Genomic DNA, 20027 nt, shown 5'->3' with positions numbered 1-20027 from the left:
CGACTGGAGTGCGGCAGATCTATGCCTGAGCTTGTTGCGGCGGACGACGTCAAGCTGAACTACATGCAGGTGGGGACGGGCGACGACCTGGTCCTCCTGCATGGGCTCGGCGCGAACCTGTCGTTCTGGTACTTCGGTGCCGCGCGCTCGCTCGCCGAGGGCCGCAACGTCCTCATGTTCGACATGCGCGGCCACGGCCGCAGCTCGATGCCCGACGCCGGCTACGACCTGCGCACGCTCGCCGGCGACCTCGCCGCGCTGCTCGACCATCACGGGATCGAGCGGGCCGACATCGCCGGGCACAGCTTCGGCGGCATCGTCGGGCTGGCGTTCGCGAGCCTCTACCCGGAGCGGGTCCGCACGCTCATCATCGCCGACAGCCACGTGCGCGGAGTGCAGCCGCCGACGCGTCTCGCCGACTGGCCGCACTGGGAGCAGTGGAAGGCGCACCTGTGCGCCAACGGGCTGGAGGATCCGCCGAGCGACCAGTCGCTGATCGACTACAAGCTCCTCGCCTCGCTGAGCCAGTACACCGGCGGCCCCGGCGCGGGGGCGGCTCCGGCGCGTCCGGTGGCGCCGCGCAAGCGGATCGGACGGGCGCGGGAGATGGGCGAGAAGGGGTTGCAGCGCTGGCAACAGCTCCTGGCGAACACCACCGCCGGCCGCGACTTCGAGGACGAATCGCTGATCGACCCGGACCGCATCAGCGAGGTGGAGGTGCCGACGCTTCTGATGTTCGGCCGACTGTCCCACTGCCTGCCGAGCGCGGACGGGCTCCTGACGCTGCTGCCCGATGCGCGGCTCGTCGTCGTCCCGGGCGCGGGGCACTTCTTTCCGCTGGTGAAGCACCAGTTCTTCGCGCGCGCGGTCGACCTCTTCCTGGCGCGCCAGGCCGGCGCGGTGACGCCGCTGCGCCGCGGCCGCCGGCGCCTGCGCGAAGCCCGCCGCCTGCGCGCGATGACGAGCCTCCATCCATGACCGATCCCGCGCCCGAAACCGACGCCACCGATCCCAACGCCGCCCGCGTCGTCGGCCCGGACTTCGTCGCCGTCGTCATCGGCGGCACCAGCGGCATCGGGCGCGCCGTCGCGATGGCGGTCGCGGCGCGCGGCGGGACCGTCGCCGTCGTCGGCCGCAACGCCGAGCGGCTCGCCGCCACCGAGGCCGCCCTTACCGGCGCAGGCGCCGCCCGCGCGGCGTCTTTCCGCGCCGACGCCAGCCGCCCCGAGGACATGGACGCCCTCGCCGCCTGGTGCCGGACCGAACTCGGCCGGGTGGACCTCCTCACCGTGTCGATCGTCGCCACCACCGGCGGGGCGGGCCTGCCGCCGCAGGTGAAGGACCTCACGCTGGCCGACTGGCAGAACACGCTCGACGTGAACCTCCACGGCGTCTTCCTTTCCAACCGCGCGATCGTGCCGATGATGGTGGAGCGCGGCGCGGGTCAGGTGATCAACATCGGCTCGGCGCTGTCGCCCGCGGGGATGAAGGGGCAGCCGCATTCGGCGGCCTACTCGGCCTCCAAGTTCGCCGTGGCCGCCTTCTCGCAGCAGGTGGCGCGCGAGGTCGAGGAGGACGGCGTGCGCGTGACCGCGATTCTGCCGGGCGCGGTGAAGACCCCCCTCATCGAAGGCAGCGCCATCGACGCGGCGTTCGGCGGCGCGATGACGCCCGAGAGCGTCGCCACCGGCATTCTGGAGCTGGTCGGCTTCATGGGCGACGCGAAGGTTTTGGACCCCTACTTCATGCCGATGCGCGTGCGCGGCGGCGGAAAAGCGGGACGTTAGGAAGACTATGACCGATCTACTCAAGGGCCGCACGATCATCATCACCGGGGCGACCGGCGGGATCGGGAGCGCGTGTGCCCGCACCTTCACCCGCGAGGGCGCCGAGCTGATGCTGGTCGACCGCGACACCGCCAAGCTGGCCGCGCTCGCCGAAGAACTGGGCACCGACCCGCTGACGATGGCCGCGGACGTCACGTCCGAAGACGACATGACCGCGATGGCGGCGGCCACGGTCGAGCGCTACGGCAAGATCGACACGCTGATCGCCTCCGCCGGCATCCTGCGCACCTCCGGCCAGCCGACGCAGATGGTGGACACCACCTTCGAGGAGTTCCGCACCATCGTCGACGTGAACCTCACCGGCGTGTTCCTCTCCAACAAGGCCGTGCTGCCGGCGATGCTCGAGGCGGGCCAGGGCGACATCGTCAACGTCTCGTCCGTCTCGGGCGTGAAGGGGCGGGCGTTCGACGCGGCCTACTCGGCGTCCAAGTTCGGCGTGGTCGGGCTTTCCGAGTCGCTCGCCGAGGAGGTGAGCCGGCGCGGCGTGCGCGTGCAGACGCTGCTGCCGGACGCGGTGGAAACGCCGATCTGGGATCAGCTCGGCGGCGCGGCGCTGAAGCCCAAGACCATGCTGCCGGCCGAGCGCATCGCCGACTGCGCGCTGTGGCTGATCGCGCTGCCGCGGGACATGTTCATCGTCAACCCCGTCGTGGCGCCAATCCAGCAGCGCCGCAAGAAGGCCCGCGCCGCCGCTCCGGCCGACGCCGCGGCGGCCAAGGGCTGAGCGGTGAGCATCACATCGACCTTCACGGCCCCGCCGGGCCACGCGCCGGGCGATCTTCCGTGGCCGGTGCCGCGGCGCGGGCTCTCCGGGCCGGACTTCACGCGCATCGGCGTCGGCGGGCTGGGCGACGGGCACAACAACTACGCGCACTCCATGGCTTGGTTCAAAGGCAAGATCTACCTCGGCACCACGCGCTCCAACCTCGCGATGCTGCGCCTCCAGTCGTCGTACGCCGACCTGCCATTGCAGGTCTGGCCGATCGAGGCGCCGGAGACGATGGACGACCTCTACAAACTCGACCGCCGCGCACAGATCTGGGCCTACGACGTCGCCACCGGGACGTGGGAGATGGTCTTCCGCGCGCCGCTGGTGGAGGGCGCCGAGGGGCAGATGGTCCCGCGCGAGATCGGCTACCGCTCGATGGCCGTGTTCCAGGCCGCGTCCGATCCCGAGCCGGCGCTCTACATCGCCGCCTGGGCGCCGGGCCGCGCGCCGGGCGGGCACATCATGCGCACGACCGACGGCGTCACCTTCGAGCGCGTCACCAAATACGGCATCCTCGACACGCCCGCCTCGGTGACGCGCTGCCTGACGACGGTCGGCGACACGATCTACTTCGCCCCCACCGCCCGGCGCGGGACCGACGGCGGCCAGCAGAACACCGCCGGCCTTCCCATCGTCTTCGCCTCGCAGGACCCCTCCAGCGACCAGTGGACCGAGGTCAGCGAGCCCGGCTTCGGCGACGCCGGCAACCTCGGCATCTTCACGCTGGTGGCCGAGGGCGACCAGCTCTACGCCGGCACCTTCAACCTCGAGGGGCTCCAGGTGTGGGCGGCGCATTGCGCTGGACCCGCGCCGTTCCAGTGGCGCAAGATCCTCGACAAGGGTGCCGGGCGCGGACCGCTCAACCAGGCGGTCGCCTCGATGGCGGCGTTCAACGGCTGCATCTACGTCGGCGGCGGCATCCAGGGCGGCGGCAACGACCGGGTGAACGGCGTCGGCCCCGCGGCGGCCGAGGTCATCCGCATCAACCCGGACGACACGTGGGACATCGTCTGCGGCGATCCGCGGGTGATCGACGAGCGCCGCGTCGAGCCGCTGAGCGGGCTGCGCGCCGGCTTCGGCAACTTCTTCAACGGCTACATCTGGACGATGGAGGTCCACGACGGCTGGCTCTACGCCGGCACCTACGACTGGAGCGTGACGATGCGCTGGGCCAAGCTCGACCAGGCACCGCCCCGCGCACGCGGCCTCTTCACCAAGCTCGGCACCGAGACGCTGATCGAGAACGAGGGCGGCGCGGACCTGTGGCGCTCGCGCGACGGCGAGAATTGGCTGCCGGTCACCAAGCGCGGCTTCGGCAACGCCTATAACCTCGGCATCCGCAACCTGGTGTCGACCCCGCGGGGCATGTTCGTGGGGACCGCCAATCTGTTTGGCCCGCGCGTCGCCGTGCGGACGGACGACGGCTGGACCTACGAGGACAATCCCGAGGGTGGCCTGGAGGTCTGGCTGGGGTCCGATCCGGCGCCATGAGGCTGCCGCGCCAAAGACATACGATCAAGTGCCGACACATTACTGTGTGAACGCAAACGAGACTTGCGGCACCGCTTGGCTGGCGATATCCGAAGGGACAGGCCAATGAATGCCAAGCTGAACTTTGGATGGGCCGGAGGGCCCGGGCGGTGTCGACCGCCTGCACGGCCGCATCCATCGCACGAGAGGCGGGGCGACGCGCACGGCGCGATCGCCGTTATCGAAGAGGAATATTGCGCATGGCTGCGAGCCGATCGGAAGTCGAGGCCAAGGTGATCGACGTCGTCCAACAGACCGTGGCCGACTGGGACCTCGACCTGCCGGGCGGCATCTCCAAGGACACCCAGCTCATCGAGGACCTGGGGTTCGAGTCGATCGACATCGTGCAGTTTGCCATCGGCATCGAGCAGGCGTTCGACCGCAAGGGCATGCCGTTCGAGAAGCTCTTCATGGACGACGGCGAGTACGTCGACGACGTGAAGGTGAGCCAGGTGACCGACTTCGTCTGCGGTGAGCTGCGCGTCTAGGCGCGCGGTGCCGGTTCGGCGCGGATGGGCGCCGGCCGCGAGGAGGCGGGCCGCGCGCCCGCGGTGGCGTTGGGCGCCCCGTGCCGCTCACGCATGATGTGCGGCGAGGTGATCGTGCCCGCCGCAGGACATCGGGATCGATCCCGAGGTGTTCTGCTACAATAGCGGCTGTAGTGCGGGCATTTGGTACGAGGCGAGTGGCCCCTCGAGTGATCCGTTCAAATGATTTATTGCAGGATTTTAACGGCGGCGTTCACGCGACGTCGACTAGTGTTCCGTTCAGTATGCTGATGTTTCGGCACCCGGTATGACATCGTTTCGACGGCCAAGAGGAGAGTGGGTTCGCAGGGGCGGCGGCACGGAGAAGAGCCGCGGCGGGCGCTACCGGTTCCGCGCCGACCTGCAGATTCACCAGAGCGCGCCCGGCGAGGCGGCGGAGGCCGTGGACCCGGCGACGGGGACACGCGTCCCGCTGACGGCCGACGAGGCGCTGCTGTGCCGTCTGGCCGACGGGAGCAAGACGCTGCCGGCCATCGGCAAGGCGTTCCGCGAGGCGACCGGCCGTGCCCTGTCCTTCGGGCAGATGCTGGAGGTCTATCGCGCCCTCGTCGAGAAAGGCGTGATGGAGGCCGGCGCCCCGCGCGGCGACCGCGACGCGGCGACAGACGAGGCGGACGAGGCGGACGAGGCGGCGCCCGATACGCCGGACGGGGACGAGCCGCAGACCGCGCCCCCGCCAGTCGCCGAGCACGAGGGCGAGACCGCCGCCCCCGACGCGCCCACGAACGGTGCGGCCGCCGCCCAGGCGAGGCCGGCAGAAGTCGCGCCCGCAGAGGCGGCGCCCGTAGAGGCGGCGCCGGCAGACGGCTCGGCGCAGGACTCCGAGGACGCCCAAGCATCGCAGGCGGCGGACGGCGGCGCTGCCCCCCGCCCCGTCATCACGGAGGACACCACCGGTGACATCGGGTTGCTGGGCGCCAGCCCGGAGCGCCCGAGCGTCGCCCCGCCGGCCGACAGGTCCGCCGGCGATCCCCCACAGCCCACCGTCCCCACCGCCGCCGCGACCGGCGGGCCGAAAGCCGAGCGAGAGACCGACACGGCGGGCGTGGACCCGGAAGCTGCCGAAGCGCGGGCCGAGCAGGCACCTGGCGGAACGGAAGCCGAGCGGGCGGCGGACGGCGGGCCGGCCGAGGCCGCGGACGACACGGAATCGCGCAGGGACGATGACGGCCCGGCCGATGTGCACCGCCGGGAGCCGGAGTACCCGGCCGCGACGCTGATCTCCGAAGACGACTATGCGCAGCTCCGCTCGGAGGTGAGCTACCTGCTGGAGGCGAGCGACGAGGCGCTCTTCACCCCCGCGCCGGGCGAGCTTCCCGACGAAGACCTCCCCTTCACGCCATCACCGCCGGAGCCGGAGTACGAGGCCCCCGCCCACACGCCGCGACCCTATGCGTCATGGCCCGAGAGGGCGAGCCGCGCCGAGGCCGAAGAGGCCGACTGGGAGCCTGCCCCCACGCAGGACCCCGCCGGCGCCGCCCCCTCCGCACCTCTGGAGTCGACGCCCAGTGCCGCGGCGACTTCCACGCAGGCGGCGTCGGAGCGCACCGAGCCCGTCTCCGCGAGCGAGCCGACGAGCGGCGGCGACATCGCCTCGCCCCCACTCTCGCCCCAGCCGAGTGCCGACGCCACCGCGACGCCCGATGCCGAACCGCAGCCAGACGCCGGCGCTACGAACCGCGCCGCCGGCGGACGGGGCGAGACGGCCGGTGCCGGCGCGACCGACGACAACGCGATGAGCGACACGGACCCAGGTGGCGAGGACGCGCGGCGGCCGCCCGTCGGGACCCGGCGGCGTGGCGTGCGGCATCGCGGCGAGCCGGGGAAGGCGACCAACGGGCGCTACCGCGTGCGGCCGGACCTGCTGCTGGTGCGCGACGGCAGTGCGCCGGACGCTCCCCTCAGCCTCGTCGACCCGGCGACCGGCGATGCCCACCCGATGCCGCGCCGCGAGGCGGTGCTGTGCACGCTCGCGGACGGCGCGCTGTCGCTGCCGGCCATCGGCAAGGCCTACAAGGACGAGACCGGCGAGAGCATTTCGTTCTCCGAGATCCTCGCCTTCTTCCGCGAGCTGAAATCCAAGGGCCTCCTCGAGGACAGCCGCGCTGCGCCTGCCGGAGCCGAGCCCGCCGTAGATCCCGCGCCCGCCGAAGACGCCGGATCCACCGCGAGCGCGCCGGTCGCGCCACCGGCGTCGCCTCGACCATCGGCCGGCGCGGAGGCCACCGCGCCCGAACCCGCGCAATCGGCCCCCGTCGCGCCGGAACCGGCCGCGCCGGAGCCGGCCGGGACAACCGAAGCGACCTCGCCGGCCACCGCACCCGCCGCGCCCGAGGCGGCCCCGTCGTCGCCTGAGGGTGCCGGGCGCGCCCTCGCCGTCCGCACGCCGCCGTCGCAGTCCGACGCGCCGGAGCCGAGCGCCGCACCCGAACCCGCCGCGGACGTCCGCGCCGAGGCACCGGCGAAGGCACCGCGCGAAAGCCTCGTCCGGCGCTTCTCCTCGATGCTGCGCAAGCCGCGCAAACCGGCGATCACTACCTCGGCGCCGACGCCTCCGCTGGACGTCGAAGCCACGCTCGTGGAGCCCGACGCGCCGGCCGAGCGCCCGGCCGCCCGACCGGCGAAGCGATCCGCCGCGGTGGACGCCGACGACGGCGTGCCGCACATCACCGACGCGGACCTGCAGGATCTGGTGGACGACGAGTTGGGCTTCGGCGGCGGGATGGGTCGCCGCGGGCCGCGCCGGAGCGCCCCCACGGTGGAGCCCGTCGCCAGGGAGCGGGCCGCTCGCCCGCGGGCCGACGCGGCGACCGTCGCCGCTCGCGCGAAGGAGCGCGCCGCACAGCGCGCCGGCACGGCCACCGGCGACGTCGAACTTTCCGATGCACCGGTACGCGGCCGGGCCGGGCTCCACGACGCCCCCGACGATACACCCCACCCCGGCAGCGCGACGCGCGCGGCCCAGCGCCCCGGCGCCGCCGCCCGCCGTCCCCGCCCCGCCGAGGATATCCCGAGCTACGACGACGACGAGCACGGTGACGACGACCTCGGCGCCACTATGGGCGCCGGTTTGGGCGGCGGCATGGGCGCAGGGATGGGCTCAGGAATGGGCGCCGGCCCGTTCGGCGGCCGCTTCGCCGGCCTCGGTCGCGGCGGCATGGGTGGCGGCCTCGGCGGCGGCATGGGGGGTGGCCTCGGCGGCGGCATGGGCGGCGGCCTCGGCGGCGGCATGGGCGGCGGCCTCGGTGGCGGCATGGGCGGCGGCATGGGGGGTGGCGGTATGGGCGGCGGCGGTGGCGCCGGAGCCCAGGCACTGCTCGCCCACCTCGCCGCGCGGCAACGTCAGAACGACAGCTCGGCCGACACCGAGGAGCACGGACCCGCCCAGGTCTCGCTCTTCAATCCCAATGCGATGCTGGCCTTCCTCGCCATCATCTTCTGGCCGATGCGCTTCCTGTGGCTGCCGCTGCTGCTCACGGTGCCACTCGCCATCATGATCGCCGTCGAGCGCTGGGGCGCGCTCGTGCTCGACTTCCGTCTCCTGGCGTTCGACCTGTCGCTCGTCAGTCGCCTCGTCGCCGCGCTCTTCGTGGTCAACCTCGCCTCCCGGCTCGTCCAGGCGACCGTCGTGCGTGCGTTCGGGGGGGAGGTGCGCCAGTTCGGCATCACGCTGGTCTTCGGCTTCGTGCCGCGCTTCTTCGTCGACCTCAGCGCCGTTCCGACGCTCAGCCGGCGCGGCCAGCTGTGGACCCACGCCTCGGCCTCCCTGTCGCGGCTCTACCTGTTCTCGATCGGGCTCCTGCTGTGGGCCTCCTACCGCCACACCGGCACCTTCTATCCCGAGCTGGTGCTCCTGATCGGCCAGGTCGGCGCGGTCGCCTTCATCATCTCGGCCTATCCGCTGGTGCCGAGCGACGGCTACCGCTTCCTGGTGACGCTGTTCCGCAACCCCATGCTGCTGCAGAAGTCGTTCGCGGCGCTGCGCTCGTGGCTGACCAACCACCCGTTGCCGCCGATGATCGACCGCTCGGAGGTCCAGGGGCTGATCCTCTTCGGCGTGGGCGTGCTGCTCTCGTCGGTGACGATCGTCGTCGGGATCCTGTCGTTCCTCGCGATGCACCTGATGGGGGAGTACGAGGGACCGGGCGCGATCGTCTTCCTGACGCTCTTCGTCTGCTTCGTCATGTGGGGCTTCGCGCTCTACAGCACGACCTCCCGGCGGGCCAAAGGCGGCCTCGACCCGAAGATGATGCAGCAGCTCCTGGAGAGCCGCTTCGGCGCCTCGGACGTCGCCAACGAGAAGCCGGCGACCCTCGGCTCGCGCGGGCGCATCCTGTGGGTGGTGATCGCGGCGGCGCTCGTGGGCGTCGCCTTCCTGCCCTACCAGTACGAGGCATCCGGCCAGTTCGAGATCCTGCCCAGCAAGCGCAACAACGCCACCGCCCGCACCGCCGGCGAAGTGATGGAGGTGCTGGCGCGCGAGGGGCAGTGGGTCGAGAAGGACCAGATCCTCGCCAAGCTCTCCGACTGGGACCAGACGCGCGACGTCAACGTCACCCGCGCCCAGCTCGCCGAGGCGAAGGCGGTGCTGCAACGCCTGGAGGACGGCGCCAAGCAGGAGGAGATCGACCTCGCCAAGAGTCAGGTGGAGAGCACGCGCACCCGCGGCATCTACCTGAAAGCGGAGGCGGACCGGGCCAAGCGGCTGGTGGAGCGCGGCGTCATCTCGACCAGCGAGTGGGAGCGCGCGGTCTCGCAGCAGGAGACCAACGACGCCCAGCTCGAGGTCGCCCAGGCCAATCTCAAGCTGGTCGAGAGCGAGGCGACGCAGGCCGAACTCGACAAGGCGCGCGCCGACGTCGAGCGCACGACGCACCAGCTGAAGTACGCCGAGGACCAGCTGGAGCGCACCCGCATCCGCGCGCCGATCGACGGACGCATCATCACCCCCAACGTCCACCTCCTTGCCGGCGACTGGATGCAGACGGGCGAGGAATTCCTCACCCTGGAGGACACCCGCACCGTCGAGGCGCAGATCGACATGCCCGAGACCGACATCACGCTGATCTCGGAAGGGGACAAGGTGCGGCTCAAGTCGTGGTCCAACATGGACCGCGAGGTCGACGGCGTGGTGACCGAGGTCGCCCCCAGCGCGGAGGCACGCGAATACGGCACGGTCGTGCGCGTCCGTGCGACGGTGCCCAACACCGAGGGATATCTGCGTCCGCAGATGACCGGCTACGCCAAGGTCGAGGGGGCGGAGATGCGGGTCTGGGAGGCGTACCTGCGCTTCCTGATGCGCTTCTTCCAGGTCGAGGTCTGGTCGTGGATCCCGTAGCGGTCCGGACGGCCTGAACCCGGCGGCGCCGCGTCGCCGGGATACACGCTTCCGTTTTGCCCGCGTCGGGGGTTTACTGGTCTTCCCCGGCGCAGGCCAAGACGCGGGCGACCTCGCCGGCGCCCGCCGTCGCGCCCAAGAATGCGACCGAGGCGCGCCATGGCCAGCAATCCCCTGATCCCGTCGAAGACCCCGTTCAACTACAATGTCGGCCTCAATTACGAGAGCTGGTCGTACGACCGGACCGGCTACAGCGTCAGCGCCGACATCTCCGCCATCACCGAAGATTTCAAGCTGATCAAGACGTTCCATGCCGCGGCCGTCGGCACCACCACCCTGGAGATGGACCCCACCCAGGCGCAGGTGATCGCCGCGGTGGTGGCCGAGCCGGGCGTCGAGCTCGTGATGGGCACCAACAGCAGCGCACTTGCCCAGCTCGACACCACGACCGGCACGTGGACCGCCGGCCTGATGACCAGCTCCACCTACACCGACGGCTGGGTCGACATGCTGATCGCCTCGTTCGGCTCGGTGACCGCGGTCAAGACGAGCCTGAAGACGATCCTCCTCGGCAACGAGATCGACGCCAACGGCCCTCCGCCGACCGACCCCGCGTTCGCCAACTACGTGCCTTGGATCGAGAGCGCGTTCGAAAACCTGAAGGCGTCGCTGGCGGCCAAGGGGCTCGCCAGCATCCCGGTTTCGACCACCATCGCCAACTACCCGTTGGGCGATCCGTCCTCCAATGCCGTCGCGTCGGAGGTGACGGACTACATCTCGCGGCACTGGGCCGGGACCTGGAACGGCGGCGAGCCGTTCGTCCTCTTCAACCAGTACACTCCGGCCGTGAACGGCGCCCCGGCCAAGAGCACCGACTTCGGCGCGGTGATCGACTACTTCGATTCGGTGGACGGCGCGGTCGGCGGCTCGCTGGAGCCGTTCGTCGGCGAAACGGGTTATTCGGCCTATTACGGCGCGAACAAGCAGGCCGACGTGATCGGCCAGATCTTCGACTGGCTCGGGGACCAGCGCGACGCCGGCGGCAAGACGGTCCCGCTGTTCGCCTTCCTCGCGTTCGACCGGCCGGCGGCCTCCGGATGGGAGAAGGACTACGGCATCTATGCCGAGACGGCGACCTCGCAGCCCAACGGCTTCAAGCCGAAGCTGGTCTCCGAGATACCGGGCTGGACGAGCGCCCCCATCAACACGCAGTCGGCCGGGCACGATGCGCTCTACGGCAACGCCGGGGCGAACGCCTTCTTCGCCCGCGGCGGCGACGACACGCTGGTCGGCGGGGCCGGGGCGGACCGCCTCGTCGCCGGGCCGGGGGACGATATCGTCGCCGGTGGGACCGGCTACGACAGTCTCACCGGCGGCCACGGCAACGACACGGTCGACGGCGGCGGCGGTGAGGACACCCTGATCGGCGGCGCGGGGGACGACAGCATCGCCGGCGGCGGCGGCGCCGACACGCTGGCCGGCGGTCCCGGCGACGACAGCCTGGACGGCGGCGACCGCGACGACTTCCTCTTCGGCCGGGCCGGCGACGATACGCTGGTCGGCGGACGCGGCGACGACGTCCTCGTCGGCGGTGCGGGGGCGGACGTCTTCGCGCTTCAGGACCTCCCCGGTACCGACGTCATCCGCGATTTCGCCGCCGGCGACATCCTCGGCCTGACCGGTGACCTGAGCGCACAGGACCTCACTTTCGAGGCGGCCGGCAACGGCACCCACATCTTCGCGGGCGCAGAGCTGATCGCGGTGGTCGTCGGCGTCTCGGTGGCGGACATCGCCGGGGCGGACGTGATCGGCCTCTGACGGCGCCGGCCGCGGGAGCGCACGCTCACCGGCACGGCCGGCGCGCCCCGCGACCCGGCGCCGGGCGCCGGTGCGACGGCCACCGGATATGCGATGGCACGCTACGCCTCAGTCGCCTCGCAGGGGGCGCCGATGGCGGCGCCGTCCACGAACGGCAGCGCCAGCCCCCAAGGACTGTCGCGGAGGCGCAGGTCGGCGACGACGAAGAAGAGCGGCGGCAGCACCACGTCGACCGGGATGAAGAGCGTCGTCATCATGACCAGGAAGACCGTCTCGCGCCCCCCGGAACCGCAGCCAGCGCGTAGGCGGCGAGCAGGCTCGTCGCCGTCGTCGCGCTCGCCATCACGACGAAAGGAAGACCGTGTTGACGAGTTGGCGGGGAAAGAGCGGCAACGCGAGGGCGCGGGCGTAGCCGTCGAGCGTCGGCGCGCGGGGCAGGACGGTCCAGAGCGACAGGTCGCCGGCGTAGCGGTACATCTCCTGATTGTCCCGGAACGAGCCCGAGACGAGCAGCAGGACCGGACCGACGAACAAGACCAGCACCAGAAGCTTGGTGACGAGGGCGCCGCGCACCGCGCTCACTCGTAGGACCAAGTGACGCGCAAGAGCCGCAGCTGCAACGCGATCACGCCGACGAGGCCGGCGATGAGGACGATGGACATCGCGCTCGCCATGCCGGGATCGAAGTAGACGAAGCCGGTCTCGTAGATCTGGAAGCCGGCGAGATCGGTCGCACCGTCGGGGCCGCCCTTGGTGAGCATCAGGACGGGCACGAGGATCTGGAACGAGGCGAGCGTGGCCAGCACCACCGCGAACTGCACGCTGCGCCCCAGCAGCGGCACGACGATGGTGCGTCGGCGATCTGCAGATAGCCGGGTTGCGCCGCGGTGCGGTCGATGGCGATCGCGGTGGAACTGGCCCCCCCAGGACGGTCCTGCACGACGTGGCCGACGAGACCGCCGATTCTGCGACACGCACACGACCGTGATGTCACGCTCCGCGGCCCGCCGGCGCGGCCGTCCTCGCGCACTACACCAGCGGCGGAAACAGACGGGCAAACCCCTCCTGGCGACGGTAGGGGAAGGCCGGATAGGCGGCCTCGCGCGTCGACGCGGCGTCGAGGCGGGCGACCTGTTCCGCGCCGAGCGACCAGCCGACGGCGCCGAGGTTCTGCCGCAACTGCTCCTCGTTGCGCGCGCCGACGATGACGCTGGCGACGGTCGGCCGGGCGAGGAGCCAGGCGAGCGCCACCTGCGGCACGCTGCGGCCCGCCTCCGCGGCCACCGCCTCCAGCACGTCGACCACGTCGTAGAGCAGCGCCTCGTCGACCGGGGGGCCGAAATCTGCCGTCTCGTGCAGCCGCGATCCCTCGGGGAGCGGCGCACCGCGGCGGATCTTGCCGGTGAGGCGCCCCCATCCGAGCGGGCTCCACACCATCGCGCCGACCCCCTCGCGCGCGCCGAGCGGCATCAGGTCCCACTCATAGTCGCGCCCGACCAGCGAATAGTAGACCTGATGGACCACCGGGCGCGGCAGGCCATGCCGGTCCGCCCGTTCCAGAAGCTGCATCAACGCCCAGCCCGGATAGTTCGACACGCCCCAATGGAGCACCTTACCGGCACGCACCAGGGTGTCGACGGTGTGGAGAAGCTCGTCGACCGGGGTGGAGCCGTCGAACGCGTGGAGTTGCATCAGGTCGATCCGGTCGGTCCGCAGGCGGCGCAGCGCGGCGTCCACCGCACCGACGAGGCGGGCGCGGGAGACACCCCATTCGTTCGGCCCCTCGCCAGTCGGCAGCGCCGTCTTGGTCGAGATCAGCGCTCGCTCGCGCAGCCCTTCCAGCGCGGCGCCCAGCACCTCTTCGGAGCGCCCGTCGGAGTAGACGTCGGCGGTATCGAACAGGGTGACGCCGGCCTCGAGGCAGATCTCGACGAGGCGGCGCGCCTCGGCGACGTCGGTCCGGCCCCAATTGGAAAAGAGGGGGCCGGTGCCGCCGAAGGTGCCCGCGCCGAACGAGAGAGCGGGAACGCGAAGGCCCGAGCGGCCGAGTTGGCGGATATCCATGGGGAAGCTCCATCGCAATTGGGCGAGCGCCGCGCCGCGGGGCGCCGGCCGGTGTTGGCGGGTGTCGGCGGGAGAGCGCCGCTGTCGCGAGCCTATTTGCGTGCCGCGGCTCGCCATGCGTAGATCGCCGAGATTCCGAAGTTCTATGAATTCGAGGCACAGATGCTGGGGGATCCGTCGCGCCTGCGCGAGCTGGAGGTCTTCGCGGTCGTCGCGGCGGAGGGAAACTTCTCCGCCGCCGCCCGGGCCACGGGACTGACGCCGTCGGCCGTCTCCAAGGCCGTCGCGCGGCTGGAGCGCCGGCTCGGTGCGCGGCTCGTCGCCCGCACCACACGCGGCCTGACGCTGACGGACGAGGGGCGCGGCTTCCACCTGCGCGCGGCCGGCATCCTGACCGATCTCGAGGCGGCCGAGGACGAGGCGGCGCGCGGCGGTCGGCCGGTCGGTACGGTGCATGTCACCACCTCGGCCTCCTACGCGCATCACATTCTCTATCCGGCGATAGGGAGGCTGCGCGCGGCGCACCCTGCGCTGCGCATCGTCGTCAGCGAGACGGACACGGTCGTCGGCCTGATCGAGGCGGAGGCGGACATTGCCGTGCGGGCCGGGGAGATGCCGTCATCGGCGCTGGTGGCACGCGGACTGGGGGCGTCGGGGCGGATGGTCGTCGCCGCGCCCGCCTACCTCGCGGCCCGCGGCACGCCGGAGACGGCGCGCGACCTCGCCGCGCACGACCTCATCGGCCTCGGCTATCGGCGGCGGGAGGCAATCTGGCCGTTCGACCCCGCGGACGGCGGCCGCCCGCTCGACACGCGGGTGGCGCTGACGGCGAGCGACGGCGAGGGCATCCGGCACATGGCGCGGGCCGGCCTCGGTCTCGCGAGACTCACCGCGTTCACCGTCCGGGACGACATCTCGGCCGGCCGCCTCGTCCCCCTGCTGCGCGAGGTCGACATCGGCGACCGCGAACCGTTTCACGCGCTGTGGCTGAAGTCCGGCGGTCCGCTGCCGGCCCGCGTGCGCCTGGTCCTCGACCACCTCGCGACCCACGGCCGGGTCGACGCGCACCCTTGACGCCCACGGCGGCATCACGGCGCCACGAAGGCGTCACGAATCGCGCGGTGAGGCTCCGATGAGACGGGCTCCGTCAGGTTGGGGAAGATCGCGGAAGCGGGATGGTGGAGGGGGTTGGATTCGAACCAACGTAGGCATAGCCAGCGGATTTACAGTCCGCCCCCTTTAGCCACTCGGGCACCCCTCCGATGTGTCGCGGCGTGTTAGGCTGTACGCGCCGCGATGTCAACGACGAGTCACGAAGCAACTATGGATGAATCTGAGCCTTATTGGCTTTTCGGTCTGCATGCCGTGCGCGCGGCCCTCGCCAACCCCCGGCGCGCCGTCCACGCGATGATGGCGACCACCAACGCCATGCGCCGGCTCGAGCCCCTGCCCCGCCGGATCGATGCCGAGACCGTCGACGTGCGCCGCCTCAACAAGCTGCTCGGAGACGCGGTCCACCAGGGGGTCGCGCTGCGGGTCTCGCCGCTCGACGGGGTCGATATCGCCACGCTCGGCGAAGGGCGTCTGGTCCTGTGCCTCGACCAGATCACCGATCCGCACAATGTCGGTGCGATCCTGCGGTCTGCGGCCGCGTTCCAGGCGGACGGCGTCGTCGTCACGCGACGCCACAGCGCGTCGGAGACCGGCGTGCTCGCCAAGTCCGCCTCCGGGGCGCTGGACATGGTGCCGATCGCGGTGGAGACGAACATGTCCCGCTCGGTCGACGCGCTGAAGGCGGCCGGCTTCTACACCGTCGCGCTCGACAGCGAGGCCGAGATGTCGATGAGCGATCTGCCGGCCGCGGAGCGCTATGCCTTCGTCCTCGGCGCCGAAGGCAAGGGCGTGCGGCCCGGCGTGCGCGCCAACTGCGACACGGTGGCCGCCATCGAGGTCCCGGGAGCCCTCGCCTCGCTCAACGTATCCAACGCCGCGGCGATCACACTTTATGCGGCACATACGCAACTTCGTAGGAGGGTTGCGTGATCGGCACTGGTGCAAGGCGTCACAAAGGTGATATTTCGGGAGACGGTCGCTGCGAGATCAACGCGTTAGCGGCACGTGTCTGAAATATTGATCAGTGATGCGGATCTGATGTCATCCTTTCACTTCCCCGGATCGTATTCCTCTGGTGATGAGGATCGCTTCATAAAGCGAATACTGATGGGCCAGGTATTCTGCCGATGCACGCTTTCAGGGGTGGGGGAATGAATCATGAGAATGCACCGCGACATGGGCGTCCGACCCGCAATCGTGGCAAACGCGTGCCGGCGGCGCGCGGCGCCGGCGGCGGACTGACGGCACGCACCGTGAGCGCATGGCCCGGCGTCATCGACACGCGGGTGCTGGACCGCTCGCTGGCGCTGAACCTGCGCCTGGCGTCGGTGCGGTGCGCGCGGCGGATCGAGCCGGCCTTCCGCGATGCCGGGCTCTCCAGCGTGGAACTCGTGGCGTTGACCCTCATTCAGGCCAATCCCGGCATCCGTCAGGGTCATCTCGCGTCGACGTTGCTGCTCAAGCCCGCGCACATGACGAAGCTGGTCCAGGCGCTGCAGGACCAGGACCTCATCGAACGCACGACGCCCGACAACGATCGTCGCGCGGTGGAGCTGCACCTGTCGCATCGGGGCGAAGAGCTCGCGACCATCGAGCGCGAGCGTGTCGAGGCGTTCGAGGCGCGCATGCAGGCCGGCCTGCTGAGCCCGGCCGAGCAGCGCCAGCTCCTCAAACTCCTCAAGAAGGTCTGGCAGACCGAGGACCAGGACCCCGAGGCGTTCGAGGTCGACACAGTCTCCTGACCGCCCGCTCGCTGGTATCCGAGCCCCGCCGGTGCGGGGGCCGGCGCCATGCGGCGATGCGCCGTTCACCATCCGCCATCATTGCTGCGCGTTCGACGCCTCGGGCGGCGCGCGGGCCGCTTGCGCAGACCCGCGCGACGACGCCGGGCGGAGACTTTTCCCCGTTATTCAGCCCCGCGAGCCGCGGTCGGCGGCGCGCCTGAGCTGCCGCGGCTCAAGAAGAACGCGGCGGGCGGGTCTGCGGGCGCGGCCCCGGCGGGGCGGTGCGGCGCGGCGGCTGGCCCTGCGCACCGGCCTCGCTCCCCGGCAGGCGACGCGGCTCGCGCACCGGCGTCGGCGCCGGATCGGTCGGCGCTCGCGGCTGGCGCGGGGCCGCCAGCATCCGCGGCTGCTGCCGCGTCGGCGCCACCGGCTCGTCGCGCAGATCCTCCTCCGCGTCGTCGAGGTCCTCGAGGTCGGCCCCCTCGGCGTCGTCCTCCGCGTCCTCGACGATCGTCGGCGCGGCGCGCTTGCCGCCTTTGGCCTTGGCGGCCGGACGGCTCCGGCGCGGCTTGGGCTTGGAGCGCCCACGGACCAGCAACAGACCGCCGACGACGATCAGCAGGAAGACCGCCCCGGCCGCACCGGCGACGTAGGGGAAGAGGTCGTCCTCGAGGAGCTGGTCGAGCGCGGTGCGATCGTCCGGCGTGAAGCGGGTGTCGAGGTCGGCGATGCCGGACACCGAGCTGGTGCTGGTGGCGACCGGCTCGCGCGGCGGGGCGACGTCGGCGAGCGTCTCGGTCGGTGGGTTCTCCAGCGCGGCGAAGCCATCGGCGAAGCCCTCCAGCGAGATCGGGATGCCGATCCCCTCCTCCGGCGTGCGGAAGATCGAGAAGGTGGCCGTGGTCCCGGCCTCGAACCGCTCGATCAGGCCGTCGTCGAGCCGCACTTCGGCCACGCAACCCGACGCCAGGCAGCGCACGAACCCGGCGGCGCCCACTTCGACATTGTCGATCGAGAGGCCGAGGCCGGGGGGCAGCAGGATCGCCAGCGGCGCCAGCACGCGCAGGATCTGGACCTGCTGGTCGGCGGTGCGGATGAAGACGACACTGAGCGCGATGTTGGCGCGGTCCTGCGCCTGGACGTTCTGTACCAGCGCGCACTGCTCGGACGGGGCGCCGACCTCGGCCTGACAGCGGATCTGCCAGTCTCCGTAGCGCCCGACGATCCGGCCCTGCGCCTCGGCGGGCGCCGCGTCGACCAGCGCGCATCCGAGCGCGGCCACGAGACCGGCGGCCAGGACCCAAAGGCGTGGTAGCATCCTCACTCTCCTACGCTATCGCGCGGCGGCGATAAGAGCGCCGTCGCGCGCACTCCTGCGACTCTGTATCTGCTTCGCGGCGAGGGTGCACGTCCCCGCGATCAAAGGTGATCAAATCATTGGTCGGTGTCAGGGTCGGGCGCGCCGGCCCCGTCGTTTCCGGACGCGGAAACCGAGGCGGTGGCGAGGGCGTCCAGCGCATCACCCAGCCCATCGAGCGAGACGCGCACGGCGGCTTGGCTCTGCGGCGTGAGCGAGACGGCGAACTGGGCGGTCCGTCCGGCGACCAGCGCCTCGCGCAGCCCCTCCCCCAGCGCCACCTCCGAGATGCAGCCCGGCGGCAGGCAGCGCACGAACCCGGCGACGCCCACCTCCGCCCCGTCCACAGACAGGCTGAGCCCGGAGGGGAGCAGCACCCCCAGCGGCGCCAAGACGCGCATCACCTCCACCGATCCGCCCTCACCGCGCACGAAGAGGACGGTGAGGACCACCCCGCCCGCGTCCGGATCGCCGACCTGCTGGGCCGCGGTCTGCGTCGCGGCACAGGAGTCCACGGCAACGCCGACGGTGTGCTCGCACTCCAGCGCCCAGGCGCCGTATGTGGCGATCACGGGAGCGGGCGGCAGCACCGGCTGGGCGCCGGCCGGGGCCACCCCGGTCAGCGCCGCCGCGGCGGCGATCGACAGCTTGACGGCGGCGCGGCGCATGGACCCTCGTTGCGAGTTGGAATTCGAAGATGCCGAACCGGCGGTCGACAAGCACGAGGATCGGCACGCCGGGGTGCGTGGCGCAAGGCGAAAGTGTGACGCTTCCTGCGTTGGAATGGCACGGCGCGCCCGATACGGTGTGGTCAGTCGGCTGGAACGGGTCTAAAGGGGGGGCGTCGGGGTCGAGCCGGAACGTCTTCGGCCGGTGGACGCGTGAACCCAGCGTTGGTAAGTTTCAGGACGTTCCGAAATTTGTGTTTTGGAACATCGTCGTTAATCGATGAGAGCGAGATGGGATCGGGAAACATGAGGGCGATGGCAACGATTGGGCGAGACGCCCTGAGCCGGCTGGGCGCGGCAGTGATGACGTTGATGCTGGCGGCCACCGCGGCGAATGCGGCCCAGCCGGTACCCTGGGGCGTGAGCCTGCAGGAAGCGGCGACACCCATCATGGGCCAGATCCGCTGGTTCGAGGGGTACACCCTCATCATCATCACACTGATCACGCTGTTCGTTCTGGCGCTGCTGATCGTGGTGATCGTGCGTTTCAACAAGCGCGCGAACCCCGTCCCGTCGACGACCTCGCACAACACCATGATCGAGGTGGTGTGGACCATCGTCCCGGTGCTCATCCTGGTGGCGATCGCCTTCCCGTCCTTCCGCCTGCTCTATAATGCGACGACGATTCCGGAGCCGGGGCTCACGGTGAAGGCCACGGGCAAGTCCTGGTACTGGCAGTACGAGTTCATGGACGAAGGCTACGCCGACGTCGGCGCCATCATCTCCAACATGCTGAACGACGAGCAGCGCGCCGAACGCAAGGAAACCTACGGGTTGACCGACTCCGACGTGCCGCGCCTGTTGGCGGTGGACTACCCGCTCGTCGTCCCGGTCGACACCGTCGTCCACGTCCTGGCGACGTCCTCGGACGTGAACCACGCGGTGGCGATGCCGGCCTTCGGCCTCAAGACCGACGCCATCAACGGCCGCCTGAACGAGACCTGGTTCCGCGCCACGGCGACGGGCGTCTTCTACGGCCAGTGCTCGGAGCTGTGCGGCGCCAACCACGCCTTTATGCCGCTCGAGCTGCACGTCCTGCCGCAGGAGCGGTTCGAGGAGTGGGCCGCGATGGCCAAGGACGACCCCGACGCCGCCAACGACCAGCTGATTCGCTGGCAGGCCGAGGCGAGCGGCGCCGGCCAGAACGTCGCCGCGCTCGCCGCCGACTGAGCGGCGCACGGAACGCACGAC

General features: G+C 71.1%; 17 protein-coding genes and 1 tRNA gene. 11 read left to right on the top strand and 7 right to left on the bottom strand.

Features of this window, described 5'->3' with window-relative positions:
* Window positions 1-21 precede the first annotated feature (21 nt).
* The 7 genes from MRB58_RS13315 (at window position 22) to MRB58_RS13285 (ending at window position 11850) form a co-directional block, all read left to right on the top strand.
* Complete coding sequence (locus MRB58_RS13315; RefSeq protein ID WP_244777616.1) at window positions 22-978, top strand: alpha/beta fold hydrolase; 957 nt, start codon at window positions 22-24, stop codon at window positions 976-978.
* Window positions 975-1787: an SDR family oxidoreductase gene (locus MRB58_RS13310; protein ID WP_244777615.1), complete on the top strand. Its 813-nt coding sequence runs from the start codon at window positions 975-977 to the stop codon at window positions 1785-1787. The genes MRB58_RS13315 and MRB58_RS13310 overlap by 4 nt, the downstream gene beginning before the upstream one ends.
* Before the next feature lie 7 nt (window positions 1788-1794).
* Entirely contained in the window at window positions 1795-2571 is a 777-nt protein-coding gene (locus MRB58_RS13305) for an SDR family oxidoreductase (protein ID WP_244777614.1), read from the top strand.
* A 3-nt stretch (window positions 2572-2574) separates the two neighbouring features.
* On the top strand, window positions 2575-4107 hold the full coding sequence (locus MRB58_RS13300; protein ID WP_244777613.1) for a hypothetical protein: 1533 nt from the start codon (window positions 2575-2577) through the stop codon (window positions 4105-4107).
* 239 nt (window positions 4108-4346) lie between these two features.
* Window positions 4347-4634 carry an acyl carrier protein gene (locus MRB58_RS13295; RefSeq protein WP_244777612.1) on the top strand — a complete coding sequence of 96 codons (288 nt, stop codon included), beginning with the start codon at window positions 4347-4349 and terminating at the stop codon, window positions 4632-4634.
* A gap of 307 nt (window positions 4635-4941) precedes the next feature.
* Window positions 4942-10032, top strand: coding sequence for an HlyD family efflux transporter periplasmic adaptor subunit (locus MRB58_RS13290; protein WP_244777611.1), 5091 nt, complete (start codon window positions 4942-4944; stop codon window positions 10030-10032).
* A gap of 159 nt (window positions 10033-10191) precedes the next feature.
* On the top strand, window positions 10192-11850 hold the full coding sequence (locus MRB58_RS13285; RefSeq protein WP_244777610.1) for a calcium-binding protein: 1659 nt from the start codon (window positions 10192-10194) through the stop codon (window positions 11848-11850).
* 101 nt (window positions 11851-11951) lie between these two features.
* On the opposite strand, the gene MRB58_RS13280 is transcribed toward MRB58_RS13285, so the two are convergent.
* From MRB58_RS13280 to MRB58_RS13265, 4 genes are all read right to left on the bottom strand, one after another.
* Window positions 11952-12107 (bottom strand): hypothetical protein, encoded by a 156-nt coding sequence (locus MRB58_RS13280; RefSeq protein ID WP_244777609.1) that lies wholly within the window; start codon window positions 12105-12107, stop codon window positions 11952-11954.
* A gap of 85 nt (window positions 12108-12192) precedes the next feature.
* On the bottom strand, window positions 12193-12423 hold the full coding sequence (locus MRB58_RS13275; RefSeq protein ID WP_244777608.1) for a hypothetical protein: 231 nt from the start codon (window positions 12421-12423) through the stop codon (window positions 12193-12195).
* A gap of 5 nt (window positions 12424-12428) precedes the next feature.
* Window positions 12429-12692 (bottom strand): hypothetical protein, encoded by a 264-nt coding sequence (locus MRB58_RS13270; protein ID WP_244777607.1) that lies wholly within the window; start codon window positions 12690-12692, stop codon window positions 12429-12431.
* A gap of 187 nt (window positions 12693-12879) precedes the next feature.
* Window positions 12880-13914 carry an aldo/keto reductase gene (locus MRB58_RS13265; RefSeq protein ID WP_244777606.1) on the bottom strand — a complete coding sequence of 345 codons (1035 nt, stop codon included), beginning with the start codon at window positions 13912-13914 and terminating at the stop codon, window positions 12880-12882.
* Window positions 13915-14076: 162 nt separating this feature from the next.
* On the opposite strand from MRB58_RS13265, the gene MRB58_RS13260 reads away from it, so the two are divergent.
* On the top strand, window positions 14077-14988 hold the full coding sequence (locus MRB58_RS13260) for a LysR family transcriptional regulator (RefSeq protein ID WP_244777605.1): 912 nt from the start codon (window positions 14077-14079) through the stop codon (window positions 14986-14988).
* Window positions 14989-15090: 102 nt separating this feature from the next.
* Here the strand turns inward: MRB58_RS13260 and MRB58_RS13255 are convergent.
* Window positions 15091-15175 (bottom strand) — tRNA-Tyr (locus MRB58_RS13255).
* Between the two features lie 62 nt (window positions 15176-15237).
* Between MRB58_RS13255 and rlmB the strand changes: the two genes are divergently transcribed.
* On the top strand, window positions 15238-15957 hold the full coding sequence (gene rlmB, locus MRB58_RS13250; RefSeq protein WP_244777604.1) for a 23S rRNA (guanosine(2251)-2'-O)-methyltransferase RlmB: 720 nt from the start codon (window positions 15238-15240) through the stop codon (window positions 15955-15957).
* A 323-nt stretch (window positions 15958-16280) separates the two neighbouring features.
* Window positions 16281-16769, top strand: a complete 489-nt coding sequence (locus MRB58_RS13245; RefSeq protein WP_244777603.1) for a MarR family winged helix-turn-helix transcriptional regulator — start codon at window positions 16281-16283, stop codon at window positions 16767-16769.
* Window positions 16770-16983: 214 nt separating this feature from the next.
* On the opposite strand, the gene MRB58_RS24975 is transcribed toward MRB58_RS13245, so the two are convergent.
* Together MRB58_RS24975 and MRB58_RS13235 are read right to left on the bottom strand one after the other, a co-directional pair.
* Complete coding sequence (locus MRB58_RS24975; protein WP_371747178.1) at window positions 16984-18069, bottom strand: invasion associated locus B family protein; 1086 nt, start codon at window positions 18067-18069, stop codon at window positions 16984-16986.
* A gap of 116 nt (window positions 18070-18185) precedes the next feature.
* Complete coding sequence (locus tag MRB58_RS13235) at window positions 18186-18776, bottom strand: invasion associated locus B family protein (RefSeq protein ID WP_244777602.1); 591 nt, start codon at window positions 18774-18776, stop codon at window positions 18186-18188.
* Between the two features lie 363 nt (window positions 18777-19139).
* Here MRB58_RS13235 and coxB point away from each other — a divergent pair, with 363 nt between their 5' ends.
* Window positions 19140-20006, top strand: coding sequence for a cytochrome c oxidase subunit II (gene coxB / locus MRB58_RS13230; RefSeq protein ID WP_244777601.1), 867 nt, complete (start codon window positions 19140-19142; stop codon window positions 20004-20006).
* Window positions 20007-20027 lie beyond the last annotated feature (21 nt).

The organism is Acuticoccus sp. I52.16.1 (genome assembly GCF_022865125.1).
GTDB lineage: Bacteria > Pseudomonadota > Alphaproteobacteria > Rhizobiales > Amorphaceae > Acuticoccus.
Note: the sequence above shows the minus strand (reverse complement) of the source record. Positions and strands in the feature narration are given on the sequence as shown.